The 25,422-nt window shown below is 67.8% G+C and carries 21 protein-coding genes; 4 read left to right on the top strand and 17 right to left on the bottom strand.

Features of this window, described 5'->3' with window-relative positions:
- The 12 genes from ACVOMM_RS12835 to ACVOMM_RS12780 form a co-directional block, all read right to left on the bottom strand.
- The coding region (locus ACVOMM_RS12835) for a methyl-accepting chemotaxis protein (RefSeq protein WP_481526327.1) at positions 1 to 1,703 on the bottom strand (1,703 nt) is incomplete at its 3' end.
- 3 nt (positions 1,704 to 1,706) lie between these two features.
- Positions 1,707 to 2,180 (bottom strand): hypothetical protein, encoded by a 474-nt coding sequence (locus ACVOMM_RS12830; RefSeq protein ID WP_128990761.1) that lies wholly within the window; start codon positions 2,178 to 2,180, stop codon positions 1,707 to 1,709.
- Between the two features lie 202 nt (positions 2,181 to 2,382).
- Positions 2,383 to 4,626: a methyl-accepting chemotaxis protein gene (locus ACVOMM_RS12825; RefSeq protein ID WP_481526326.1), complete on the bottom strand. Its 2,244-nt coding sequence runs from the start codon at positions 4,624 to 4,626 to the stop codon at positions 2,383 to 2,385.
- Between the two features lie 345 nt (positions 4,627 to 4,971).
- Positions 4,972 to 6,981, bottom strand: a complete 2,010-nt coding sequence (locus ACVOMM_RS12820) for a chemotaxis protein CheA (RefSeq protein ID WP_053520424.1) — start codon at positions 6,979 to 6,981, stop codon at positions 4,972 to 4,974.
- Positions 6,982 to 7,025: 44 nt separating this feature from the next.
- A complete protein-coding gene (locus tag ACVOMM_RS12815) occupies positions 7,026 to 7,391 on the bottom strand; it encodes a response regulator (protein WP_005409521.1) in 366 nt (121 codons plus the stop codon).
- A complete protein-coding gene (locus ACVOMM_RS12810) occupies positions 7,388 to 7,696 on the bottom strand; it encodes an STAS domain-containing protein (protein WP_053520056.1) in 309 nt (102 codons plus the stop codon). The genes ACVOMM_RS12815 and ACVOMM_RS12810 overlap by 4 nt, the downstream gene beginning before the upstream one ends.
- A gap of 118 nt (positions 7,697 to 7,814) precedes the next feature.
- Positions 7,815 to 8,810, bottom strand: a complete 996-nt coding sequence (locus ACVOMM_RS12805) for a chemotaxis protein CheW (RefSeq protein ID WP_414488254.1) — start codon at positions 8,808 to 8,810, stop codon at positions 7,815 to 7,817.
- Positions 8,807 to 9,589, bottom strand: a complete 783-nt coding sequence (locus ACVOMM_RS12800) for a ParA family protein (protein ID WP_111186097.1) — start codon at positions 9,587 to 9,589, stop codon at positions 8,807 to 8,809. The genes ACVOMM_RS12805 and ACVOMM_RS12800 overlap by 4 nt, the downstream gene beginning before the upstream one ends.
- A 4-nt stretch (positions 9,590 to 9,593) precedes the next feature.
- Positions 9,594 to 10,607, bottom strand: a complete 1,014-nt coding sequence (gene motD, locus ACVOMM_RS12795) for a flagellar motor protein MotD (RefSeq protein WP_481526325.1) — start codon at positions 10,605 to 10,607, stop codon at positions 9,594 to 9,596.
- A 1-nt stretch (position 10,608) separates the two neighbouring features.
- A complete protein-coding gene (locus ACVOMM_RS12790; protein WP_481526324.1) occupies positions 10,609 to 11,349 on the bottom strand; it encodes a flagellar motor protein in 741 nt (246 codons plus the stop codon).
- A gap of 359 nt (positions 11,350 to 11,708) precedes the next feature.
- On the bottom strand, positions 11,709 to 12,728 hold the full coding sequence (locus tag ACVOMM_RS12785; protein WP_019661865.1) for a ribonucleotide-diphosphate reductase subunit beta: 1,020 nt from the start codon (positions 12,726 to 12,728) through the stop codon (positions 11,709 to 11,711).
- Positions 12,729 to 12,834: 106 nt separating this feature from the next.
- Positions 12,835 to 15,237 carry a ribonucleoside-diphosphate reductase subunit alpha gene (locus tag ACVOMM_RS12780; protein WP_053518585.1) on the bottom strand — a complete coding sequence of 801 codons (2,403 nt, stop codon included), beginning with the start codon at positions 15,235 to 15,237 and terminating at the stop codon, positions 12,835 to 12,837.
- A 560-nt stretch (positions 15,238 to 15,797) separates the two neighbouring features.
- Here ACVOMM_RS12780 and ACVOMM_RS12775 point away from each other — a divergent pair.
- Positions 15,798 to 16,607, top strand: coding sequence for a DUF2884 family protein (locus ACVOMM_RS12775; protein ID WP_053518587.1), 810 nt, complete (start codon positions 15,798 to 15,800; stop codon positions 16,605 to 16,607).
- Between the two features lie 67 nt (positions 16,608 to 16,674).
- On the opposite strand, the gene zapE is transcribed toward ACVOMM_RS12775, so the two are convergent.
- Together zapE and ACVOMM_RS12765 are read right to left on the bottom strand one after the other, a co-directional pair.
- Positions 16,675 to 17,775 (bottom strand): cell division protein ZapE, encoded by a 1,101-nt coding sequence (gene zapE, locus ACVOMM_RS12770; RefSeq protein ID WP_053518589.1) that lies wholly within the window; start codon positions 17,773 to 17,775, stop codon positions 16,675 to 16,677.
- Positions 17,772 to 18,443 carry an alpha/beta hydrolase gene (locus ACVOMM_RS12765; RefSeq protein WP_065174186.1) on the bottom strand — a complete coding sequence of 224 codons (672 nt, stop codon included), beginning with the start codon at positions 18,441 to 18,443 and terminating at the stop codon, positions 17,772 to 17,774. The genes zapE and ACVOMM_RS12765 overlap by 4 nt, the downstream gene beginning before the upstream one ends.
- A gap of 43 nt (positions 18,444 to 18,486) precedes the next feature.
- Between ACVOMM_RS12765 and ACVOMM_RS12760 the strand changes: the two genes are divergently transcribed.
- The gene (locus tag ACVOMM_RS12760; protein ID WP_481526323.1) at positions 18,487 to 19,344 is read left to right on the top strand and encodes an EamA family transporter; all 858 of its coding nucleotides are present in this window, start codon (positions 18,487 to 18,489) and stop codon (positions 19,342 to 19,344) included.
- Positions 19,345 to 19,480: 136 nt separating this feature from the next.
- Here ACVOMM_RS12760 and ACVOMM_RS12755 read toward each other — a convergent pair whose 3' ends face one another.
- The 3 genes from ACVOMM_RS12755 to ACVOMM_RS12745 all read right to left on the bottom strand — a co-directional run bounded on the left by ACVOMM_RS12755 (position 19,481) and on the right by ACVOMM_RS12745 (position 22,462).
- Entirely contained in the window at positions 19,481 to 20,926 is a 1,446-nt protein-coding gene (locus ACVOMM_RS12755; protein WP_481526322.1) for an ExeM/NucH family extracellular endonuclease, read from the bottom strand.
- A 200-nt stretch (positions 20,927 to 21,126) separates the two neighbouring features.
- A complete protein-coding gene (locus ACVOMM_RS12750; protein WP_053518595.1) occupies positions 21,127 to 21,645 on the bottom strand; it encodes a c-type cytochrome in 519 nt (172 codons plus the stop codon).
- A gap of 199 nt (positions 21,646 to 21,844) precedes the next feature.
- Positions 21,845 to 22,462, bottom strand: coding sequence for a TetR/AcrR family transcriptional regulator (locus ACVOMM_RS12745; RefSeq protein ID WP_053518597.1), 618 nt, complete (start codon positions 22,460 to 22,462; stop codon positions 21,845 to 21,847).
- A 155-nt stretch (positions 22,463 to 22,617) separates the two neighbouring features.
- Between ACVOMM_RS12745 and ACVOMM_RS12740 the strand changes: the two genes are divergently transcribed.
- Positions 22,618 to 23,781, top strand: a complete 1,164-nt coding sequence (locus ACVOMM_RS12740; RefSeq protein ID WP_053518598.1) for an isovaleryl-CoA dehydrogenase — start codon at positions 22,618 to 22,620, stop codon at positions 23,779 to 23,781.
- Between the two features lie 9 nt (positions 23,782 to 23,790).
- Positions 23,791 to 25,401, top strand: a complete 1,611-nt coding sequence (locus ACVOMM_RS12735; RefSeq protein WP_065174183.1) for a carboxyl transferase domain-containing protein — start codon at positions 23,791 to 23,793, stop codon at positions 25,399 to 25,401.
- The last annotated feature ends 21 nt before the right edge of the window (positions 25,402 to 25,422 follow it).

Raw genomic sequence — 25,422 nt, 5'->3', positions numbered from 1 at the left:
TTGGTCTGGAAGGCGATGCCGTCGATGACGCTGATGATCTCGGCGATCTTCTTCGAGGAGGCTTCAATGGCGGACATGGTGGTGACCACCTGGCCGACGACCGTGCGCCCCTCGCCGGCGATGTCGGCCGCATCGGTGGCCAGCTGGTTGGCCTGCCGCGCATGTCCCGCGTTCTGGCGCACGGTCGCGGTCAACTCCTCCATGGTGGCGGCGGTTTCCTCCAGGCTGGCCGCCTGCTGTTCGGTACGGCTGGCCAGGTGGCCATTGCCCTGCGCCAGTCCGGCGGCAGCGCCGGTGAGGCGGCTGGAGGCTGCCTGGATGCTGCCGACGATGCGGGTCAGCTCGGCGATGGTGGTGTTGGCATCGTCGCGGATGCGGGCGTAAACGCCGTGGAAGTCGCCCTGCATCTGCACGGTGAGGTCGCCGCGCGAGAGCGAGGACAGCAGCTGCGAGATCTGCTCGATGCTGCGTGCGTTGGCATCCAGCAGGCCGTTGAGGCGTTCCGCCAGCTGCAGGAAGAAGCCTTCCTTGCCGGCGGTGCCGACGCGGCCGCTGAAGTCGCCCTGCGCGGCGGCATCGACGATATGGCCGAGTTCTTCTTCGACCTCGATCTCGGCCGTGCGGTCGGCCCACTCCACTACGAATCCCTGGCGCTGTTCGTCGTCGTCGATGATCGGATTGACGATCAGCTGCAGGGCCCGGCCGCCGACGCGGATCTGCGTGCGGTAGGTGCCGGTGAGGCGGTCGAGCAGGGTGGCCTGGTGGGCCGGATTGCGGTGGAAGATGTCGATGTTGCGGCCCAGCAGATCGGCGGCGCTGAACTGCGGCAGGTCACGGCGCAGGTCGGCTTCGGCGGCGGCCAGCATTTTCTGCAGTGGACGGTTAACGAAGACGATGTTGCGGTCACGGTCAGCGATCATCACGTTGGTGGTGACATCGTCCAGCGCGCTGCGGATGCGCAGCGATTCGCCACTGGCCGCCAGCTCGCGCTGGCGGCGCTGCAGCAGCCGGGTGCTGGCTTGGACCAGGGCGGCGGCCAGCGAGTCCTGCGGGAACTGGCTGGCATGCAGCGCCTCGGGCAGGGGCTGGTCGTCGGCCAGGCCGCGTGCCAGGTGTGCCAGTTGCTGCGGGTCGTGGCCGAGCAGCAGAAGCTGGCGGCGCATCTGGACGGCCATCACCGACAGCAGGCCGGCCTCGATGGTGACGTACAGGGCGTGCAGGACCAGCACGCCCAGACCACTGCCGGCGGCGAATACCGGGTACGGCAGGCCGCGCGTCTGCAGGGCGAAGAACAGCACGTGATGCACGGCGATCGCCACGGCGGCCACCACGATCGGCAGCCAGTCGCGGTAGTACAGCAGCAGTGCGATCAGCACGATGACCGTGAAGTGGGTCTCCAGCTGTCCGTGCGTCTGGTGGATCAAGGTGGCCGACAGCACCATCCACGCCAGCGCTGTCGTGCAGCGGCTGAGGCGGCTGCCGGGCTGCAGGTGGATCTGCACCGCGCTGACCAGCAGCGCGGGCAGTGCGACCAGCAGCCACGGTGTCCATTGACCATGGCGCACGGCCAGTGCCAGCGAGGCCAGGACCAGCCCTGCACTGACCAGCAGGAACAGGCGGTCGGCACCCGCGGCCAGCGTGCGCAGGTAAGGCGGTGTCGGCTGACCGGTCGGCGCGGCGGTATTACGGGTGGAGGCATGCATGCGCTACTCCTTGTGGCATGGGCAATGATGGGAAAGGATCACGGGCGCCTGTGCATTGCGCAGCAGCCCCGCAACCAGTGGAGCGGCTGCGAGCGGACGGCCGCCGCAGCCCGCGTCGAGAAGGGAGGGCCCGGCATAGACAAGGCGCTGCTGGTACAGCACCAACCATTCGAAGGGCAGCGGCGTGCGGGCCTCCCGCAGGTCGATGCCGTCGGGTGTGCGCGCCGGTGGGGCGCAGCCACAGACGATGGACTGCCGCAGCAACAGGGGATGCTGGTGGCTGGCGGCAAGCACGGCGGGCGACAGCTGCGCCAGCACGTCCGCGGCGCGCCAGCGGCCGGCCGGTGGCTGTGAAGCATCGGCCTGCGCCCACAGCGCGGCGAGGGTCCATCCGAGCCACGCAGCGAGCAGCAGCACGCCGGCCAGCATTCGCCCACGCTGTACCGGTATCGGGTCGGGGTCGTTGCTGGCTGGCATCGCTGGCTCGCGTAGGACCGTGTCCCGTTAGCGGCGAGCGGCGGCTGAACCTGAAGAAAAATTCAATCAGTTGGCCGGGGCAACGCTGGAACTGTGATGCGTTGCGACGACCGGCGAGGAGTCACGGCGATCAGACCGGGCCGGTCGAGGGTCGGATCCCTGCCAGTGTGCAGGAATCCGACGCGTCCCAGTTCCGATGAGGTCAGAACTCCTGGCAGTCGCCGTCGAGTGCCAGCGCCGGCTGCGCCGCCGCGGCGCGTGCGACGCGCTGGGGGGCCGGCCTGGCCGCTGGAGCTGCCGCGGGCGTTCTGCGCTGCGCCGCCACGACCACCGCCGGTAGCGGTGCTTCGTTCTGTGACTCCAGGCGGAAGCGGGCCACGGCCTCACCCAGCTGCACAGCCTGTTCCTCCATTGCCCGCGCAGCGGCGGTGGCCTCCTCCACCAGCGCGGCGTTCTGCTGGGTGGTCTCGTCCATCTGCACCACGGTCTGGTTGACCTGCTCGATGCCGGCACTCTGTTCCTGCGAGGCCGCGGAAATCTCGGCCATGATGTCGGTCACGCGCTGCACCGAGGCAACGATCTCGCCCATGGTGGCCCCGGCCTTGTGCACCAGTGCAGAGCCATCGGCGACCTTGCCCACCGAGTCATCGATCAGGCCCTTGATCTCCTTGGCGGCAGCGGCCGAGCGCTGGGCGAGGGTGCGTACTTCGCTGGCGACCACCGCAAAGCCGCGGCCCTGTTCACCGGCACGGGCGGCCTCGACCGCGGCGTTGAGGGCCAGGATGTTGGTCTGGAAGGCGATGCCGTCGATGACGCTGATGATCTCGGCGATCTTCTTCGAGGAGGCTTCAATGGCGGACATGGTGGTGACCACCTGGCCGACCACTTCGCCGCCCTGGGAGGCGACGCCATGGGCACCGATGGCGAGCTGGTTGGCCTGGCGGGCGTGCTCGGCGTTCTGGCGCACGGTGGAGGTCAGTTCCTCCATCGAGGCGGCGGTTTCTTCCAGGTTGGCGGCCTGCTGTTCGGTGCGGCGCGACAGGTCGTTGTTGCCCGAGGCAATTTCGCCGGCGGCCAGGGTGATGCTGGAGGTGCTGGCCTGGATCTGGCCAACGATGCGGGTCAGCTGGGTGACGGTGGCATTGGCATCGTCGCGCATCCGTGCGAACACGCCGTTGAACTGCCCGTCCATGCGCGCGGTGAGGTCCCCGGCAGCGATCGACTGCAGCAGCTGCGAGAGCTGGCCGAGATTGCTGTCGGCGACTTCCATCATGGTGTTCAGGTGATCGATCATCACCTTGAAATCATGCTGGAAGCGCTGTGCGTCGCCGCGCTGGCTGAAGTCGCCCGCGGCGGCTGCGGCCGCGAGCTGCTGGATCTGCGTATTGATCGCCAGCAGGCTGGACTTGGCCGCATCCATCGACTCATGCAGGATGGCGCGGCTGCCGGGCAGGCGGCGCGCGTCCGGTGCGAGATTGCCGACGGCATACTGGTTGAGTACGTCGATCGCATCGCGGATCGCGTCCAGGTGCTCGAAAATGACCGTATTGATGCCGCTGGCGAGCTGGCCGTAGACACCCGGGAAGTCTTCCGGGATGCGATGGCTGATATCCGGTCCGGCATGCATCTGCGCCATCAACTGTGTCTGCTCGGAGAAACGGCGCAGCATTGCGGTCATTTCCGCGGTGGCGGACAGCATCTGGCCGGCCTCGTCATTGCTGGTGGCGCGGGTGCTGACGCTCAGGTCACCGCGGGCGACTGCCTGGATGGCCTGCACGGCCTTGCCGAGCGGACCGGTCACGGCCCGCGAGATGACCGTGGCCAGGGCTGCGGCCAGCAACGACAGCAGTACGATGCAGCCGATGATGGCGATCATGCTGGCGCGATGGGTGGCGTTGGCATCGGCGATCCGCGCGTCCATCAGGCCGGCGATGTGGGCACCCAGTGCCTTCAGGGCGTCGAACAGTTCACGCCGTGCCGGGCGCGACTGCTCGTCGGAAATCTGCTGCGCCATGATGCCGTCGCCGGCGGCCACTGCGTCACGCATGGCCTTGTTGGCGGCGAAGTAGCGATCCACCTGCGCCGAGGCGGCGCGATACAGTTCGCGTTCCTTGTCCTGGGCCGGCAAGGCGGCATAGGCCGCCAGTTCATCGCGTACGGCTTTGGCGGTGGCGTCCATGCGCTTGTTGTAGTCGGCCACCTTGTCCGGTTGGTCCAGCATGGTCAGCTGGGCCAGCTCGTAGGTACGGAATTCACCAAGCTGCGAGCGGGCTTCGCCCAGATGCTGCACCGACGGAATATCGTTGCTGGCCATCGCCCCCAGCTGGTCGTTGGCCTGGCTCAGGCGCAGCAGTGCGAACGCACCCAGCAGCAGGGTCATCAGGGTGGTGAGGGTGAACCCCACGGCCAGCTTGCGGGCGATGGGCAGATCGTGGAACCACTTCATGCAGGTGCTCCAGGTGGGCAGAGTGGCGGGCGTGCGTGCCGGCCGGGGAGTGCAGCGTGAATCGGAGCCGATGCGAGTCCGGTCACGACTGTCACTGCGAGATAGCGGCGCACGGCCGGCGGACTTTATGGATGGGCGTCACATCCGGATGCGTAGGGACGGCGGCGCGGACGCGTTGCAGGGGCCGTGTTCCGGCCTGCACGCGGGTGGTTTGCTGCGGCGCCGTGGGCCGACGGAGTTCACGAAATGGAGCGGGAGGCGCACACTCGCCTTGCTACCGGGCTGCACACAAACGAAAGCCGCCGCCCGTGTGGGGCGGCGGCCCTGGATCACCTGCGCTCGGACTCAGGCGGCCTGCGGCACGCGCAGCGAGCGCACCAGCCCACCGATGTCGACGATCAGTGCAACGCGGCCATCGCCGAGGATGGTGGCGCCGGACACGCCGCCGATACGCCGGTAGTTGTTCTCGATGTTCTTGACCACGACCTGCTGCTGGCCGACCAGTTCGTCCACTTCCAGTGCGATCTTCTGCCCGTCGCCTTCCACCACCACCACCAGCGATTCGCTGCCGGGCATGCGGGCGCCGTACCCGTAGTACTCGCTGAGGGACAGGATCGGCAGGTACTCGCCACGCACGCGCAGCACGCGCCCTTCGCCGGCCATGCTGCGGATGTCCTCCGGCTGCGGCTGCAGGGCTTCCAGCACATAGGCCAGCGGCAGGATCAACGTCTCGCCCGCCACCGCCACGGTCATGCCGTCGAGGATGGCCAGGGTCAGCGGCAGCCGGATCAGGGTACGCGTTCCAGTGCCCAGGCTGCTTTCGATCTGTACTTCACCGCCCAGCGCCTGGATGTTGCGACGGACGACGTCCATGCCCACGCCGCGCCCGGAGAGATCGGTGACGGCGTCGGCGGTGGAGAAGCCCGGCTGGAAGATCAGGTCCCAGACCTGCGAGTCGGTGGGATTGTCGGGCACGCTCAGGCCGCGTTCGGCCGCCTTGGCGAGGATCCTGGCGCGATCCAGGCCGCGTCCGTCGTCGCTGACTTCGATGACGATGTGGCCTCCCTGGTGCGACGCCGCCAGGGTGATGGTGCCGGTCTCGTCCTTGCCTGCGCCCTTGCGCACGTCCGGCATTTCCAGCCCGTGGTCGATGGAGTTGCGGACCAGGTGGACGAGCGGATCGGCGATCTTCTCGATCAGGCCCTTGTCCAGTTCGGTGCCTTCACCGATGGTGCGCAGGCGGACCTGCTTGCCGAGGCGGGTGGAGAGGTCGCGGACCAGGCGCGGGAAGCGGCGGAACACGGCGTCGACCGGCAGCATGCGCACGCCGATGACGGCTTCCTGCAGGTCGCGGGTGTTGCGTTCGAGCTGATCCAGGCCGGCGAACAGGCTCTCGGCAAGCACCGGATCCAGCGCATGCGAGACCTGCTTGAGCATGGCCTGGGTGATGACCAGTTCACCGACCAGATTGATCAGCGCGTCCACCTTGTCGACACTGACGCGGATCGAGGTTTCCGCGTCCTGGCTGGTGCCAGGGGTGCCACTGGCGGCAGGGGCGGCGGCAACGGGGGGTACTGCAGCAACGGGCGTGGAAGGGGCGTTGGCTGTTGTATCGGGGGCGCGGGTGGCCAGGCTCGGCGGCGCGGCCGGACGGATGTCCAGTTCGCAGTCGTCCAGCACCCACGCAAAGGTGTCTTCGATCTTGCTGCGCGGCACCTTGCCGACCAGGCCGAGGTCCCACGCAAGATGGGCTTCAAGAGGGTCAAGCTGGGCGAAGCCGGGCAGGCGTTCGAGCCGCGCAGCGACCTGCAGCGAGCCGAGATGTTCCAGTTCGCGGATGATGCGCAGCGGATCATTGCCGCTCATGAACAGTGAGGGCGCGGGGGTGAAGCCGATCTGCCAGGCTTCGGGCGTATCGTCCACCGGTGCTGCGGCAGCAGCCGCGGCCGGGGCGCTGGCTGCCGGCTGGCCGGACAGCACTGCCTCCAGCCGCGCCTTCACCGCGGCGACGGCCGCCGGATCGGCCGCCTGGCCGTGCTCGGCCTCGCGCAGCAGGGCGCGCAGCACATCCACGGACGACAGCATCGCATCGACCGCGTGGCCTTCCAGCGCGCGCTTGCCGGCGCGCAGCTCGTCCAGCAGCGTTTCCAGTACGTGGGTGAGCGCGGCGATGGCATCGAAGCCGAACGTACCGGCACCGCCCTTGATGGAGTGGGCGGCGCGGAACACCGAGTTGATGATCTCCGCGTCCTGCTGCCCCGACTCCAGGGCCAGCAGGCCGGCCTCCATCGCGTCGAGGCCTTCGCGGCTCTCTTCGAAGAAGGTGGCGTGGAAGCGTTGCAGGTCCATGCTCATGCAGTGGTGATCCGGAAGCGAAGAAGGGGAACGGTGCGGGGCGATCAGCCCAGCACTTTCTGCACGGTAGCGACCAGCTGTTCCGGGTTGAACGGCTTGACCAGCCAGCCGGTGGCGCCGGCGGCCTTGCCTTCGGACTTCTTGTCGGCGGCGGACTCGGTGGTCAGCATCAGCAGCGGCGTGAACTTGTAGTCCGGCAGCTGGCGCAGCTCGCGGATCAGCGCAATGCCGTCCATGTTCGGCATGTTGACGTCGGTGACCACCGCGTTGAAGCGCTGTCCCTTCGCGCGGCCGAGCGCGACCGCGCCGTCTTCAGCTTCTTCGACGGCAAAACCGGCCGAGGTGAGGGCGAAGGACACCATCTGGCGCATCGACGCCGAATCGTCCACCACCAAGATACGTGCGCTCATGCAGCGTTCTCCACAGATTTCAGGTTGTCATGGGGTACGTCCAGGCCCAGGGCCTGGGTGACGCCCAGCAGGCGCGCGGCGTCACGGAAGGTTGCAGTGCAACCGTGGAAGCCGGTGTCCAGGCCCGCCTCGCGGCGTGCCTGCACGAATGCACACAGCACCTGCACGGCGGCGGTGTGGACGCGGCCGACCTGGCTTGCATCCAGGGTCAGCTCGCCAACCTGCGCTACCAGCGGGGCGAGGCGGTTCTTGAGCTCGGTGCTGGTCTCGATGCCGAGATCCTCACCCAGTTCGACAGTGCTCATCGTTGCTCCGGACAAACGGTTCCGTCATCCATATCGGCACCCGCCAGGGGTTCTTTAGGGGGGCGGTGAGGCCCTGCGTGCCCGTTCCGACAGGCCCGGGCCACGCGTGGACCCCGCCTCAGTTGAGCAGGCGGGTGGCGTCGAGCAGGATCATCGGCCGTTGGCTGACGCGGGCCACACCACGGAAGAGGTCGTTGGAGATCTGGCAGATGCGGGCGGTATCCGGTGGCTCGATCTGCGAATCAGTGAGATTGGCGACGTCTTCCACGGCCGAGACGCGCAGGCCGATGGTCTCGCCGTCTTCCTCCAGCACCACGATGCGGGTCTGTGCGTCGTCCTCGGCCGCCGCTGCGCCCAGGTGCAGCCCAAGGTCCATCACGGGCACCACCTGGCCGCGCAGGTTCATGATCCCCAGCATCGCCGGCGCAGTGCCGCGCAGCGGCAGCAGGGGTACCGGCAGTACCACCTCCTGCACTTTCAGCAGTTCCAGTGCATAGGCCTGGCTGCCACAGCGCATCCGCAGCCAGCGCGAGGTGCGCTCGTTCGCGCGGCGGTGCTGCGGATGCGGGCTGTTGGCGGGTCGATGGGCCTGCGCCTGCAGTTCCTGCCAGCTGGCAGGGCGGCTGGCGGCGGGTGCTTCGAGGGCGACACGCGGCGGTGCAGCCGCTACCGGCGGCGCAGCGGCGGGTGCCGGGGGCACGATCCGCGCGGGCGCCACCGGATCCACCCCTTCGCCGCTGGCGGCGGCCTCGAAGGCAGCCTGCAGCGCGGGGCTGTCGGTGTGGGCCAGCAACGGGCTTTCCGCGCCGTCGGTCTCGTAGATCACCTCATCGGGCAGATCGTCCCAGGTCGGCTGGCGTTCGGCAGATGCCGGTGCAGAGGACTGGCTGGTGGCCTCGAAGGCGGCCGCCAGAGCGGCGTCATCCACGGGCACCACGTCGCTGCTGCCGGTTTCGTAGATGACCTCTGCCGGCAGGTCGTCCCAGGTCGGCTCGCGTTCGGCGATCGCCGCCGGAAGCGCCGTGTTGCCTGCATCGGGGCTGGCCGCCACCGGGGCGATCGCTTCGCCCAGCAGCTCGTCCAGATAGTCGTCCAGCACGCCGGTGGTGTTCATGCGGCTTGCTCCAGCGCGCGCGCATCCTCGCCAAGGATCCAGTTCAGCGCGCGACGGTAGGCCGCGAGCCCGCGGCCGGGATAGTCCTCGCCGACGCTCGGCAGGGTCAGGCCGGCCGCGTTGCTGACCCGCGTGTCGATCGGAATCGCATCCTCCCAGACGCGTGCGCCGTGACGGTCCTGCATGCTGCGCAGTGATTCGTTGCCGGTGCGGGTGCGGCGGTCGAACAGGGTGGGCAGGATCGAGATCGGCAGCGGGCGCCGGCGCGAGCGCTCGACCATTTCGCCGGTGCGCACCATGCCGTCCAGCCCGTGCAGTGCCAGCGGCTCGGCCTGCGTCGGAATGATCAGGCGGTCCGCTGCCGCGAGCGCATTGATCATCAGCAGGCCGAGTGTGGGCGCGCAGTCGAGCAGGATGTAGTCGTGCTGGCCCTGGTGCCGTGCCAGCGCGTTCTGCAGCGCCAGGCCAAGGCCCGGCTGGTTGGCGCTGCGGCGCTCCAGCGTGGCCAGTGCCGGCTGTGCGCAGACGTAGTCCAGGCCGCTGACGCTGCTGGTGTGGCAAAGGCTGGACAGCTCGGCCGGAGGTGCGCTGAACAGCTCAAGTACGCCGGTCGGTGGCGGGTCCACCGGCACGCCGAAGGCGCGGCTGAGCGAGGCGTGGGGATCAAGATCGATCAGCAGCACGCGATGGCCCTGCGTGGCCAGGTTGCGGCCGAGGGCCAGGGTGGTCGTCGTCTTGCCGACTCCGCCCTTCTGGTTGGCGACTGCCCAGATGCGCATGGGTTTACTCCTTCATTGCCGGGGGAGCGGCGGCGCCGACACGGCTGCCAGCCGGCACCGGTGGCAACTGCACCGGTGCGATGGGGGACGGGGAGGGCACGGTGGCGGGCGTTGCCGCAGGCCCGGCGGACGCGTCGGCCGCGCCGTTGGCGGCGTTCAGGCGCTGGCCCAGCGGGTCGACCGAGTGCGAGGTGTCGGCCAGGATGATGACCATTACCCTCCGGTTGCGGTTGCGACCCTGCGCACTGTCGTTGTCCTCGCGCGGGCGGAACTGGCCGTAGCCGACCATGGCCAGACGCGAAGGCTGCAGGCCCTGGTCGGCGAACAGGTGGACCACGCTGGCGGCCCGCGCGGCCGACAGTTCCCAGTTGGAGGGGAAGGTGGCGGTGGCGATCGGCACGTTGTCGGTGTGGCCTTCCACCCGCACGCTGTTGGGTACGTCGCGCAGCACACCGGCCAGGCTGGACAGCGTCCCGCGCGCGTGCACGTCCAGCGCCGCCGAGCCGGTCGGGAACAGGATGTCGCTGTTGATCTCCACTTCGATCCACAGCTCGGTGCGGCGCACGCTGATCATGCCGCGCTCGATCAGCGGCGACAGCGCGGCGGTCAACCGGTCGGCGATGCTGCTGAGCTGGCGCTCGGCACGGGCGATCTGCTGCTGGTCGTGCACCGAGACCGGCATGCGCATCTGCGAGGCCATGGCCGGCAGCAGGGTAGGGTCGTGCGAGGGTGCCGGTGCGGACGGGCCGATCTTGGTGCCGGACTTGATCACCGAAGGACTGTCCCAGCCGCCCCCCTGCACCTGCTTGTTGCCGACCTGCACCGGATTGATGGTGCGCGGCGCGCCACCAAAGGCATCGGTGAGCGCATCGGCCATGATCCGGTACTTGCCTTCGTTGATCGAGGAGATCGCATACATCACCACGAAGAAGGCCAGCAGCAGCGTCATCAGATCGGCATAGGGGATCGCCCATGCTTCATGGTTGGCGTGCTCTTCGTGGTGTCTGCGGCGGGCCATGTCAGTGCAGGAAGCCGGACAGGTTGGTTTCGATGTTCCGCGGGTTCTCGCCCTGCGCGATCGAGATCAGGCCTTCGATGACCATCTCGCGGTCGCGGCTGTTGTGGGCAATCACCCCCTTCAGCTTGGCGGCGATCGGCAGGAACAGCAGGTTGGCCGACGCGATGCCGTAGATGGTGGCGGTGAAGGCGGCGGCGATGCCATGCCCCAGCTTGCTGGGGTCGGCCAGGTTCTTCATGACGGCGATCAGGCCCAGCACCGCACCGATGATGCCCAGCGTCGGCGCATAGATGCCCATGCCCTCGAAGACCTTGGCAGCGGCCTGGTCACGGTGTTCCTGGCTGCCCAGCTCGATCTCCAGCATGTGCCGGATCGATTCGGGCTCGACGCCATCGACCAGCAGCTGCAGGCCTTTGCGCAGGAACGGATCCTGCTGCGCTTCCACCTGCGCTTCCAGGCCCAGCAGGCCCTGGCGGCGGGCGATGTTGCTCCACTCGACGATCTGCTGGATCAGCTCGCGACGATCACTGTGCGGCGGGCGCACGACCCAGCGTACGATCCGGAAGGCGTGCCTGAATACGGCGGGTGCGGTGTGCAGCAGGATCGCAGCGATGGTGCCGACGATGACGATCACGAACGCCGCAGGCGACCACAGGGACGCCAGTCCGGCGCCCTTGAGGATGCTGCCGCCGACCAGCGAGGCGAGGGCGAGAAAGAGTCCGATGAGGGTGAGTCTATCCATGGGTCCGGTATCGGCGTGTGTGAATGGGACTTGAGACACCGGTCGATCGCGTACAGACGGTAGTCACAGTTTCTGGTTCGCCGGGCAAGGCCCCGCGCGTTAGCCCGGCGGCGGTTGCCGGTGCCCCCCGCGCCGGCCCCCGCGGGGGAGAGCGCGCCCCCGCCCCGGCGGGGGGGGGGGGGGGGGGGGGTGGGGGGGGGCGGGGGGGGGGGCGGGCGGGCGCGGGGGGGGCCCGGCGCGGGGGGGGGCGGGGGCGGGGCCCCCCCGGGGGCCCCCCCGGGGGCCCCCCCCCCCCCGCTACCCACAAAAAACCCCGGCATCGGCCGGGGTTTTCGCTGCGACAGGCCTGACCGGACGGGTCAGAAGTTCATGTCGAAGGCAACTTCGCCCTGCACGCCGACCTGGTAGGCCGAAACGCGGCGTTCGAAGAAGTTGGTCAGCTCCTGCACGTCCTGCAGTTCCATGAACGGCAGCGGGTTGCGCACGTTGTACTTCTTTTCCATGCCCAGCTTGGCGAAGTGCTGGTCGGCGCAGTGCTGCAGGTACTGGCGCATGTCGCGCGTGGAGATGCCCGCCACGCCGCCGGACAGCACGTCCTCGGCGAACTGCACCTCGCACTCGATCGCTTCGGCCAGCATGTCGTACACCTGCTGCTTCATCTCCTCATCGAACAGGTCCGGCTCTTCCTCGCGGACCACGCGCACCGACTCGAACGCGAACTCCATGTGGGCGCTTTCGTCGCGGAACACCCAGTTGGTGCCCGAGGCCAGGCCCGGCAGCAGGCCGCGCGAACGGAAGTAGTACACGTAGGCGAACGCAGCAAAGAAGAACAGGCCTTCGATGCAGGCGGCGAAGCAGATCTGGTTGAGCAGGAACTGGCGGCGCTGTTCGCGGGTCTCGATGCGGGTCAGGTCCTGGATCGAGTCGATCCACTTGAAGCAGAAATCGGCCTTCTTCTTGATCGAGTCGATGTTCTCCACCGCCGAGAACGCCTTGGCGCGCTCTTCCGGGTCCGGCAGGTAGTTGTCGAGCAGGGTCAGGTAGAACTGCACGTGCAGCGCTTCTTCATACAGCTGGCGCGACAGGTACATGCGCGCTTCCGGCGCATTGAGGTGCTGGTACAGGTTCAGCACCAGATTGTTGGACACGATCGAATCGCCGGTGGCGAAGAACGCGACAAGGCGATGGATCAGGTGGCGCTCACCCGGCGACATCTTGCTGTGCAGGTCGGTGATGTCGATCTGGAAATTGATCTCTTCCACCGTCCAGGTGTTCTTGATCGCATTCCGGTACATGTCATAGAACTGCGGGTAGCGCATCGGGCGCAACGTCAGTTCAAAACCGGGATCGAGCAGCATCTGCTTGGGCTTGTCGGCCATGGGTGTTTCCTTGTCTTCTCGGGTCAAAACGCCGGGCATGGCCCGGCGCTACCTTGTCATTGCGCAGCCGGGCCGAGCCCGGCTCCATCTACGGCACAGCGCGCGATTACTGGCAGGCCTCGCAGGCTTCCGGGTTCTCCAGCGAGCAGGCGATGGCTTCGTCCGGGCTGAACACCTTGGCCGGGGCCGCGTTGCTGACCGTGGTCTTGGCGATCTTGGTGGCCGGACGCGAGCGCAGGTAGTAGGTGGTCTTGATGCCCTGCTTCCACGCGTACATGTACATGGACGACATCGCGCCAATGTTCGGGCTTTCCATGAACAGGTTGAGCGAGGCCGACTGGTCGATGAAGGCGCCACGCTCGGCGGCCATGTCGATCAGCGAACGCATCGGCAGTTCCCACGCAGTGCGGTAGACCTCACGCAGGGTTTCCGGAATCTGCGTCAGGCCGGCGATGGAACCTTCGGCCAGCTTGATGGCATCGCGCATGTCGGCGGTCCACAGGCCCAGCTTCTTCAGCTCGTTCACCAGGTAGCGGTTGACCTGCAGGAAGTCACCGGACAGGGTTTCGCGCTTGAACAGGTTGGACACCTGCGGCTCGACGCACTCGTAGCAGCCGGCGATGGAGGCGATGGTCGCGGTCGGGGCGATCGCGATCATCAGCGAGTTGCGCAGGCCGTGCTCCTTGATGCGGGCACGCAGGGCATCCCAGCGCGCGGTGTCTTCCGGCACCACGTTCCAGGCGTCGAACTGCAGTTCGCCACTGGCGGCACGGGTGTCGTTGAACGACGGGTGCTTGCCGCGTTCCTGGGCCAGCTCGGTCGAGGTTTCCAGCGCGTGGAAGTAGATCGTCTCGGCGATCTTCTTCGACAGGGCACGGGCTTCGGCGCTGTCGAACGGCAGGCGCTTGCGGAAGAACACGTCCTGCAGGCCCATGCAGCCCAGGCCGACGGGGCGCCAGCGCAGGTTGGCGCGGCGGGCGGTTTCGATCGGGTAGAAGTTCAGGTCGATGACACGGTCGAGCTGGCGCACGGCCAGGCGCACGGTCTCGGCCAGCTTCTCGAAGTCGAACTCGTTGTGCTCGTCGAAGTGGTTGCCCAGGTTGATCGAACCCAGGTTGCACACCGCGGTTTCATCGTTGGAGGTGACCTCCAGGATTTCCGTGCACAGGTTGGACAGGTGGATCACGTTGCCCGGACGCAGGGTCTGGTTGCTGGCGCGGTTGCACTTGTCCTTGAAGGTCATCCAGCCGTTGCCGGTCTCGGCCAGCGTACGCATCATGCGGGCGTACAGCTTGCGGGCGGAGATGGTGCGGTTGGCCTTGCCCTGGGCTTCGGCCTGCAGATAGGCCTGCTCGAAGGCTTCGCCGAACAGATCGGTGAACTCCGGCACGACGCGCGGATCGAACAGCGACCATTCCTGGTCGGCCTCGACGCGCTTCATGAACAGGTCCGGCACCCAGTTGGCCAGGTTCAGGTTGTGGGTACGGCGGGCTTCGTCACCGGTGTTGTCACGCAGCTCGAGGAAATCCTCGATGTCGGCGTGCCAGGTTTCCAGATACACGCAGGCCGCGCCCTTGCGCTTGCCCCCCTGGTTCACCGCCGCCACGGACGAGTCCATGGTCTTCAGCCACGGCACGATGCCGTTGGAATGGCCGTTGGTGGACTTGATGAGCGAACCACGCGAACGCACGCGGGTGTAGCTGACGCCGATGCCGCCGGAGAACTTCGACAGCTGGGCGATATCGCCGTACTTGGAGTAGATCGACTCCAGCGAGTCCTGCGGCGAATCGAGCAGGAAGCACGAGGACAGCTGCTCGTGGGTGGTGCCGGAGTTGAACAGGGTCGGGCTGGACGGCAGGTAGTCCAGGTTGCCCATGCGCTTGTACAGCGCCAGGGTCTCGGACACGTCCTCGCTCAGCGCGCTGGCGATGCGCAGGAAGAACTGCTGCGGGGTCTCGATCACCTTGCGGGTGTGCGGATGGCGCAGCAGGTAGCGGTCGTACAGGGTACGCAGGCCGAAGTAATCGAAGTTCAGGTCCAGCGAGATGTCGATCGCATCGTTGAGCTTGCGCGCGTTGGTCTGCACGAAGTTCAGCAGGCGGTCGTTGATCAGGCCGACTTCATGGCCACGGCTGACCGACTGCGAGAAGGCATAGATTTCCTGGCCCGACACTTCCTTGGCGATGTAGTTGGCCAGCAGGCGCGCGGCCAGACGGCCGTACTCGGGTTCTTCACCGATCAGCAGGGCGGCGGTGCGGATGGACAGCTCGTCCAGCTCGCGGGTGGTGGCGCCGTTGTACAGGCCGGAAATGGTGCGGGTGGCCACGCGCATCGGATCGACGGCGTGCAGGCCTTCGGAGGAACGCTGCACCGCACGCACGATCTTGTTCAGGTCCACCAGTTCGGTCGTGCCATTGCGCTTGGTCACACTCATCGCGTTGGCCGTCGGCGGCGACGTCAACAGGAACTCGCTTTCCTTTTCGATGGTGGCGCTGGTTTCGGTGGTCACGGCGTGTGTCCTCTTGGCGTGATGGGGTGGTTGCAGGTGCATCGGTGGCGCGGCCCAGGACATGACGGTCCAGGATGGCAGCTGGGCGTCGCAGGAGGTGAGACCTGCGCCTGCCGCTGCCGTGACGGTCGCCGACGGGTATCGCGGTGGACGTGGGTGCCGCGTAGCTCCCGCCTCCGCGCCTTCCCCGTTGTCCTTGCGACGTGGGGTCGCTGCGACCGATGGCCACAAGATAGTGGGGGTGGTGGGGTCCGTCAACGCCAAATGTAGTGAAATTCGGCAATCCCTTGCGCCGCAAGGATCGTGCCATCGGCGCCCGGATCAGACGCTTTGGACCTGCCGGAACGGGCCGCGCAGTCAAGACCGGAACGCGTCATTCCGGCAGTACAACGGAGTGCGGAAACAGAACAATGACAGCTTCACATGACAGTAACGGAATGACCAAGGGACAACCCTGTGGATAGAAGGTGGGCAGCCGGTGGACGGCGTGACTTCCGGCCGATGACGGACAGGCCGGAGAGGCGGACGCTGGGCTCTGGCGACTGGAAAAGGAATGTCCAATGGACCTGCGACTGCCTGCCCTGGCAGTGCTGTCGGCGCTGTGCATCATGCCGGCGCAGGCGGCCGACGCGCCGAAGCTGCACGCGGACCAGTGTGGCATCCGCACGGACTATGACGTGCTGGTGGACAGCGGCGGCATCTGGCTGCGACACGGCCCACAGGCGCCGCACGAGGTGGTGTTCCACGATGGTGTGCTGAGCCTGGATGACACGATCGTGCCGGTCAGCGACGCCGATGCCGCCCGCCTGCGCCAGCTGGAGGCCGGCGCGCGCCGGTTGATGCCCGCCGCCACGGCATTGGCGCGCGATGTCAGCCAGCTGAGCTTCGACGCGCTCGATGGCGTCTACGAGAGCCTGACCGGCACCGCCAACAGCCGCAAGGTCAGGCGCCTGCGGCGGCAGGCGGATGACTGGATCGAGGGGACGCTCGGAAAGGGCTACTGGGAACAGGCGACCTTCGGCCCCGGATTCGAGGCGAAGGTGCAGGACATGGCCGAGACGCTGTCCGGCTCGATCGCCCGCAGCGTGCTCTGGCAGGTCTTCACCGGCCGCAGCGACGCCATGGAGGAACGTGCCGAGCGCCTGGATGCCGAGCTGGACCGGCGCCTGGAAGCCGGTGCCCAGCGTGTGGAGGCCAGCGCGATGGCGTTGTGCCCGCTGGTGCGTGCGCTGGCCGATACCCACGATGCGCTGGAAGTGCGTTACCAGGGCCAGCCGCTGCGGCTGCTCGAGCGCAGCGACAACGGCCTGCAGGTGTCGACCGGGCCGGAGGAGCGGCCGCAGGGCAACGCACTGGCGCCCAGCCGGTAACGTCGAGCTGCCGCTGCAGCGCCTGCGCGCGGCTGCCCTTCCGGCAGATCGTGCAGCTCCCGGGCCCTCACGCCCGGTGCGGGGTACCCAGGTATTCAGCGCTCTGCATCTCGATCAGGCGCGAGGCGGTGCGCTCGAACGCGCCCTGCAGGCGCTGGCCGGTGTACAGCTCGACCGGCGAGGTGCTGGCGGTGCAGACCAGGTTGACGTGGCGGTCGTACAGTTCGTCGATCAGGTTGACGAAGCGGCGCGCGGCGTCCTCGTTCAGGCGATCGAAGGCGGGAATGCCGCCCAGCAGCACCGTATTGAACTCGTGCGCGATCTCGATGTAGTCCGATGGGCCGCGCGGGCCTTCGCACAGGGCGGCGAAGTCGAACCAGGCGATGCTCTTGCCCCGGCCGCGGACCGGAATCTTGCGGCCTTCGATCTCAATGTTGCCGGCCTTGGCGGGCTGACCACCACTCAGTTCGTTCCAGCGCGTGGCGAGCCAGTCGTCGCTGTCGGCGGCCAGCGGCGCGCGGTACACCGGCGAGCGGGTCAGCGCGCGCATCCGGTAATCCTCCGTGCCTTCGGCGTACAGCTCGACGCAGAAGCGCTGCAGCAGGCTGATGGCGGGCAGGAAGCTCTCGCGCTGCAGGCCATTGAGATACAGGTTCTCCACCGCCGTATTGGAGGTGGTGACCAGGGTCACGCCCTCGGCGAACAGGCGTTCGAGCAGGCGCGCCAGCAGCATGGCGTCGCCGATGTCGGTGACGAAGAATTCGTCCAGCACCAGCACGCGCAGGTTGCTGCGCCATTCCTGGGCGATCTTCGCCAACGGGTCGCTCTGGCCCTGGTGCTCGCGCAGGCGCTCGTGGACGCTGCGCATGAAACGATGGAAGTGGGTGCGGTACTTCTGCTTGATTGGCAGCCCGTCGTAGAACAGATCCACCAGGAAGGTCTTGCCGCGGCCGACTCCCCCCCAGAAATACAGCCCCTTGACCGGCTCGGGCTTCTTCCAGAACGAGGACAACCGGTCCAGCCAGCCGTCGTCGGCGTTGTCCAGCAGGCCCACGTGGATGCGGTCCAGCTCGGCCAGCGCCGCGTGCTGGGCGGGGTCGTCCTGCCAGTCACCCCGGGCAACCCCGGCCGCATACCGCTGCGACGGGGTCAACTCGACTGCACTCATGCCGCTGCGCCCAGCCAGTGCTTGACGCCGTGGGTCAACGCACCCCGCAGGTCGATCAGCTTGCGATGGAAGAAGTGGCTGGTGTCGGGCATCCGCACCAGCTCATGCGGAGCCTGCAGCGCGTCCAGCCACTGATAGACCGCCTGCGGGTCGACGATCTCGTCCTGCTCGCCCTGGATCACCAGCCAGCGGGCCGGTGGCTGCACGCCGTCGAAATCCCAGCGGCCGGCCGGCGGCGCGATCGAGATCAGCGCCTCCGGCTGCAGCGTGGCGGCTGCCTTCAGCGAAACGAACGCACCAAAGCTGAAGCCGGCCAGCCACAGGCGGTCGTCGGGGCGCTGGCTGCGCACCCAGGCGGTCACGGCCTTCAGGTCATCCTGCTCGCCCACGCCGCCATCGAAGGTGCCCGCCGAACCACCGACGCTGCGGAAGTTGAAGCGCACCGTGGCGATGCCCAGCTCGCGCAGGGTGCTGGCGGTCATGGTGACCACCTTGTTGTGCAGGGTGCCGCCCTCGGTGGACAGCGGATGGCAGACGATGGCCACGATCGGCTGCACCGGCACATCGGCCTTGGGCAGGTCGACGACCACTTCCAGCGGGCCGGCCGGGCCGTCCAGTTCGAGGCAGGCGGTTTCGCCGGGGGCGACGGGGAACGAAGGCTTGTGCATGGCACCATGATACCGTCCCCCGCCCCTGCCCTGTGCCCGCCCCATGCTCTACCTGTCTTTGGCCGTGATCTGCAGCGTGCTGGTTTCGGTGTTGTTGAAGGTGGCCGGACGCCGCCAACTGGATGTTGCGCAGATGGTCACCTGGAACTATCTGGTGGCTGCGACCCTGACCGCCGTGGTGCTGCAGCCGCCGCTGGATGCGCTGCGCGCGCCGCATGCCCCGTGGCCGTCGTTGCTGGCGCTGGCGGTGGTGCTGCCCTCGATCTTCCTGGTGCTGGGCCGCGCGGTGGCGGTGGCCGGCATCGTCCGCAGCGACGTGGCGCAGCGGCTGTCGCTGCTGCTGTCACTGGCGGCGGCGTTCCTGTTCTTCGGCCAGACCGCCACGCTGTGGAAGCTGGCCGGGCTCGGCCTGGGCCTGCTGGCGATGGTGGCCATCAGCCTGCGCCCGCGCGGTCCGGCGGTGGCGTCCTCGCCGGGTGGCTGGGGCTGGCTGCTGGGCGTGTGGGGCGGCTTCGCGGTGGTGGACGTGCTGCTCAAGCAGGTGGCGCTGTCCGGCACGCCGTCGATGGCGGCGGTGCTGGCCAGCTTCAGCGTGGCCTTCGTACTGATGCTGGCATTGCAGCTGTGGCGGCACTTCAGCGGTCGCAGCCGGCTGGCCTGGCACAACCTCGGCGCGGGTGCGCTGCTGGGCCTGCTCAACGGCGGCAACATCCTGTTCTATGTGCACGCGCACCAGGCGATGCCGGACAGCCCGGCCACGGTGTTCGCCGGCATGAACATCGGCGTGGTGGTACTGGGCGCGCTGGTGGGCGTGTTTGCCTTTGGCGAACCAACCACGAAGTGGAACCGGGCCGGCCTGGCGCTGGCAGTGCTGGCGATCGGATTGATCGCCTGGGGGTGAGTACGGCCCGGGGGTCGGATCCCATTCCAACGGAATGGGCTCTGACCCCACGTGCGGCCCACGCGTTCATGGCCCGGCGATGCATCGGGGTCAGAGCCCATTCCGTTGGAATGGGATCCGACCCCGGCGTTGGGCATTACTTGTCGAAGCCCAGCAGCAGCGGGTCGTGGTCGGAACTGCGCCATGGGCCGGGCACATTGCGCCCCTGGTAGCCGCTGGCGTCCTGCTCGTCGGCATTGCTGTGCCATTCGGCGGCGCCCGCCAGGCGGCGGGCCATGGACGGACTCAGCAGGGCGTGGTCGAGGCGGCCGCTGTAGCCGTTGTAGACGTAGCTGTAGGGATGTTCGACCTTGGCCACCTTGAAGGCGTCCTGCCAGCCCAGCGTGTGCAGCGTGCGGATCGGATCCTCCATCGCATAGGCGTTGAAATCGCCCAGCATCACTACATCCTTCACCTTCAGGCGCGCGGCTTCGGCCTGCACCCACTGGTTGAGCTGGCGGGCCGATTCGACGCGCGTCGCATTCCAGCAGCCCTGGCCATCGTTGCGGTCGGCGTCGGCACCGCTGGCGTCGCGGCACCCCTTGGACTTGAAGTGGTTGGCGACCACCATGAACGGTGCGCCCTTGCCCTGGAAAGCCTGTGCCAGCGGTGCGCGGCTGTGCTCGGCAAACGGGCCGTCAAGCTTGGTCAACGGCGGGCCCAATGTCTTGAATGCACCGCGCTTGTAGATGATGCCGACGCGGATGGGATTGGTGCCGGGGCCTTCGCCCGGATCGACCGCCACCCATGCGTCGTCCGGTCCGGCGTGTGGCCGGTCATTGAGCGCGGCCAGCAGCTCGGCAATGGCCGACTGCGGTCCGTAGCCATCGTTCTCCAGCTCCATGAGGGCGGCGATGTGGGTATCGAGCGCATTGATGGTGGCGACCAGCTTGGCCACCTGGGCCTTGTGCTCCTCCAGCGTGCGGGCACCGCGCAACGTCGGGAAGCCGCCGCCCTGGCCGTCGCCATTGAAGTAGTTTTCCAGGTTGAACGCCGCGATACGCAGGCTGCCAGGCACGTCCGGCACCGCCGGCCGCTGCAGTGCGGGCAGGCTCAGCGTGCCTTCCACCTGCAGCTGCGGGCGGCCCTGCGCGTCCACGCGGACAGTGCCTTCCACATTGCGCAGCAGCATGCCGGTGCGCAGCACCGGGTTGCCCGGCAGGTAGGCCACGCTGCCCGGATCACGCACGTCGCTGCCATCGTCCAGGACCAGGCGGCGGCGCAGGTTGTCAGCCATCACCTGTTCGATGCCGGCGGTGCCTGGCGCGGCCACTTCGGTCGGCTGCCACAGGCGACCGCCGAAGGCGACCGTCAGCTGGCCGGAGCGTTCCAGAGCGTCGGTGCCGGCCAGGGTCAGCGGCGCAGCGATGCGCACACGCTGGCCGTCCAGCGCGCGCCAGTCGGCCGGCGCGGTGGCCAGTACAACGGTGGAGTTGCGCGGGGTGGACGTCGCCGGGGCCGGCATGGCCTGCGGCTGGGCCTGGGCAAAGGCAGGTGCCGGCAGCAGCAGGGACAGGGCGAGAACAAGGGAACGGCGGCGCATCGACGGGCGACTCCACGGAATGGGGGGCACAGACTAACCCCGAAATACGAACGCCCGACTGCAGCCCGGCGATCGGCCTGGGTGGGCAAAGCCCCGGGGGCCGTCGACGACGGGATGGCAGCGCCGGGCCCATGTCCGGCAGCCGCCCGCGCAGGTGGCGCAGAGGCTGCCGAGGGCAGGCCCGGCGCTGCGGAAAGGTCCTACTTCAGGTTGCCCAGCATCCAGTCCACGGTGGCGTGGATCTGTTCCTCGGTCAGCGCCGGGTTGCCGCCCTTGGGAGGCATGATGCCGCCGTCCGGGCCGGTGTAGCCCTCGATGGCGTGCTTGTAGAGCGTGTCCTTGCCCTGCGTGATGCGCTGGTCCCAGTGCGCGCGGTCCAGGGTCGGCGCTTGGCCCACCCCGGTGGTGTGGCAGGCGGTGCAGAGGTTGTCGAAGATGACCTTGCCATCGGTGGTGCCGCCGTAGGCCACCTGCGAGGCGGCCTTGGCCAGCGCGGCCGCCTTGGCCGCCGCCTGCGCGGCTGCACCGGTACTGCCGGCGTACACCGCTCCGGTCGGCGCGATGCGCTGTTCGGTACGTTTGGCCGCAGTGGGCGACACCTCGGGCGGAATCCGGGTGTGCAGGAAGGCGGCAAGGAAGATCAGACCCAGAGTGATGGCCATCAACAGCGCGATCACCATGGAGAAGCGTTTCAGGAACTCCAGATCGTAATTCCGCACTCTTCGTTACCCCTGGCTGGTAGTCGTTGGACCACGGCTGAGCGACTGCGTGATGGGCCGAGTATAGAACGCGCCCTGCGCGCGACAACAGGCGTCAATGCTGGTGCGGCGCAACATGCCGGGGGCTGGGGTCAGATCCCTTTTGCGCCGCAAAAGGGATCTGACCCCAGCAACACAAGCCACCGGGCATGGCCCGGCGCTACCGATTTACCGGTGCGCCGATGGCACGCAGGCAGAAGCTGCAGATCGCGTCGACCAGCGCATCCTCGTCGCGATGCGCTTCACGGCTGGGCGCAGTCGGGCCAACCATCGCTTCGGTGAAGGCGCCGACCAGGCACGCGGCCGCCACATGCGCATCCTGCGCAGGCAGTTCGCCGGCGGCCACGCCTTCCTCCACCAGGCGCAGGAACACATCACCGAAGGCACGGCGGCCGCGCATGCGCTCGGCTTCCACGTCCGGATCGACCGGTTCGACGATGAAGGCGTGGGCCAGCCCCGGACCCGCCAGGGCGCGACGCACGAAGGCGGCGATGGCCAGCCGCAGGCGCTCGCTGGCGGCCTCCGGGCCGCTGGCGATGCGTTCCATGATCGCCACTTCATGGGCCACCGCCGCGTTGAGCACCTCCACGAACAGGTCGGCCTTGGAGGGGAAATGACGGTAGATCAGGCCGGTGGAGACCCCCGCCTGGGTTGCCACGGCGGTCACCGGGGCGTTTCGCCAGCCGCCGGTGGCGACCCGTTCACGGGTTGCCAGCAGGATCCGCTCGCGGGCCCCGGCCAGGCGTTCTTCCATCAGTGCAGAGCGTTTGTAGGCCATGTTTTGATTCTGGTTTCAATTTTTGAATTTGTGTTCACTTCTTTCCCGAACCCCGTTACGCTGGGGCCTCGCCCGTGCCGGCGCGGTCCTGGAAACCATCGCCGGCAAGCCCTGGGTGCGTCCATCCCCCACTTTGCCGCCGTGGAGCCGCTGTAATGCACGTGCCATCCCTGAACTTCGATCTCGGTGAAGAGATCGACCTGCTGCGCCAGAGCGTGGCCCATTTTGCCGCCGCCGAGATCGCGCCGCTGGCGGCCGAGGCCGATGCAACCAACCAGTTCCCGCAGGCACTGTGGCCGAAACTGGGCGAACAGGGCCTGCTCGGCCTTACCGTCGAGGAAGAATACGGCGGTACCGGCATGGGCTACCTGGCCCACGTGGTGGCGATGGAAGAGGTCTCGCGCGCCTCCGGCGGCATCGGCCTGTCCTATGGCGCGCACTCCAACCTGTGCGTGAACCAGCTGCGCAAGAACGGCAGCGAGGCGCAGAAGCAGCGCTTCCTGCCCGACCTGTGCAGTGGCGCCAAGGTGGGCGCACTGGCGATGAGCGAACCCGGTGCCGGTTCGGACGTAGTGTCGATGAAGCTGCGCGCCGACAAGCGCGGCGATCGCTATGTCCTCAACGGCAACAAGATGTGGATCACCAACGGCCCGGACGCCGATGTGCTGGTGGTCTATGCCAAAACCGACATGGACGCCGGCGCCAGGGGCATCACCGCCTTCCTGGTTGAAAAGGGCATGCCGGGTTTCTCCACCGCCCAGAAGCTGGACAAGCTGGGCATGCGCTCCTCGCCGACCTGCGAGCTGGTGTTCCAGGACTGCGAGATTCCCGAAGAGAACGTGCTCGGCAGCGTCGGCGGTGGCGTGCGCGTGCTGATGTCCGGCCTGGACTACGAGCGCGTGGTGCTGTCCGGCGGCCCGCTGGGGCTGATGGCTGCGGCCATGGACGTGGTGATGCCGTACGTGCACGAACGCCACCAGTTCGGAGAAGCGATCGGCAGCTTCCAGCTGATCCAGGCCAAGATCGCCGACATGTACGTGGGCCTGGGCGCCTGCCGCGCCTACGTGTACGCCGTGGCACGCGCCTGCGACCAGGGCCGTACCACCCGCCAGGACGCGGCCGGTGCGATCCTGTACGCCGCCGAGAAGGCCACCTGGCTGACCGGGCAGGCGATCCAGATCCTCGGTGGCAACGGCTACATCAACGAGTACCCGACCGGCCGCCTGTGGCGCGACGCCAAGCTGTACGAGATCGGTGCGGGCACGTCGGAGATCCGCCGCATGCTGATCGGCCGTGAATTGTTCCAGCGCACTCTGTAAGGCCACCCCATGACCGTCCTGAACAGCCAGCTGCAACCGGGCAGCGACACGTTTGAAAGCAACCGCGCGGCGATGCAGGCCGTGGTCGACGATCTGCACGCCACCCTCGCCCGCACTGCCCTGGGCGGCAGCGAGGCGGCACGCGCCAAGCACACCGCGCGCGGCAAGCTGCTGGTACGCGACCGCATCGACGCCCTGCTCGATGCCGGCAGTGCCTTCCTGGAAATCGCGCCGCTGGCTGCTCATGGCATGTACGACGACGCTGTGCCGGCAGCCGGCGTGGTCGCCGGCATCGGCCGGGTCAGCGGCGTGGAGTGCGTGATCGTGGCCAACGATGCCACGGTCAAGGGCGGCACCTATTACCCGATGACGGTGAAGAAGCACCTGCGTGCACAGGAGATCGCCGAGCAGAACCACCTGCCGTGCATCTATCTGGTCGACTCCGGTGGCGCCTTCCTGCCGCTGCAGGACGAGGTGTTCCCCGACCGCGACCACTTCGGCCGCATCTTCTACAACCAGGCCAACCTGTCCGCGCAGGGCATCCCGCAGATCGCCTGCGTCATGGGCAGCTGCACCGCCGGTGGCGCCTACGTGCCGGCGATGAGCGATGAAACGGTGATCGTGCGCGAGCAGGGCACCATCTTCCTCGGCGGCCCGCCGCTGGTGAAGGCGGCCACCGGTGAAGTGGTAACGGCCGAGGAACTGGGCGGCGCGGACGTGCACACGCGCATTTCCGGCGTGGCCGACCACATGGCCGACAACGACCTGCAGGCGCTGGCACGGGTCCGCGCGATCATCGCCCAGCTGAACTGGCGCAAGCCGGAACCGGCGATGGCGATGCAGCCGCCGGAGGAACCGTTGCTGCCGGCGCACGAACTGTACGGCGTGATCCCGGCCGACACGCGCAAGCCCTACGACGTGCGCGAGGTGATCGCACGCCTGGTCGATGGCTCGCGCTTCGATGAATTCAAGCCGCGCTATGGCGCCACCCTGGTCACCGGCTTCGCCCATCTGAACGGCTACCCGATCGGCATCATCGCCAACAACGGCATCCTGTTCTCCGAGTCCGCGCTGAAGGGCGCGCACTTCATCGAGCTGTGCACCCAGCGCGGCATCCCGCTGCTGTTCCTGCAGAACATCACCGGCTTCATGGTCGGGCGCAAGTACGAACAGGGCGGTATCGCCAAGGACGGTGCCAAGCTGGTGATGGCGGTCGCCTGCGCGAAGGTGCCCAAGTTCACCGTGGTGATCGGCGGCTCGTTCGGCGCCGGCAACTACGGCATGTGTGGGCGGGCCTATTCGCCGAATTTCCTGTGGATGTGGCCCAACGCACGCATCGGCGTGATGGGTGGCGAACAGGCCGCCAGCGTGCTGGCCACGGTGCGTCGCGATGGCATCGAAGCCAAGGGCGGGCAATGGCCCGCTGCGGAAGAGGACGCGTTCAAGGCGCCGATCCGCGAGCAGTTCGAGCAGCAGGGCCACCCGTACTACGCCAGCGCGCGCCTGTGGGACGACGGCGTGATCGATCCCGCCGATACCCGCCGGGTGTTGGCCCTGGCGCTGTCGGCCAGCCTCAACGCCGCCCCGCAGCAGACGCGCTTCGGCGTGTTCCGCATGTAACCCGCGCCATGACCGAGCCTG

The sequence above is a fragment of the Stenotrophomonas sp. STEN009 genome (genome assembly GCF_056760395.1).
Note: the sequence above shows the minus strand (reverse complement) of the source record. Positions and strands in the feature narration are given on the sequence as shown.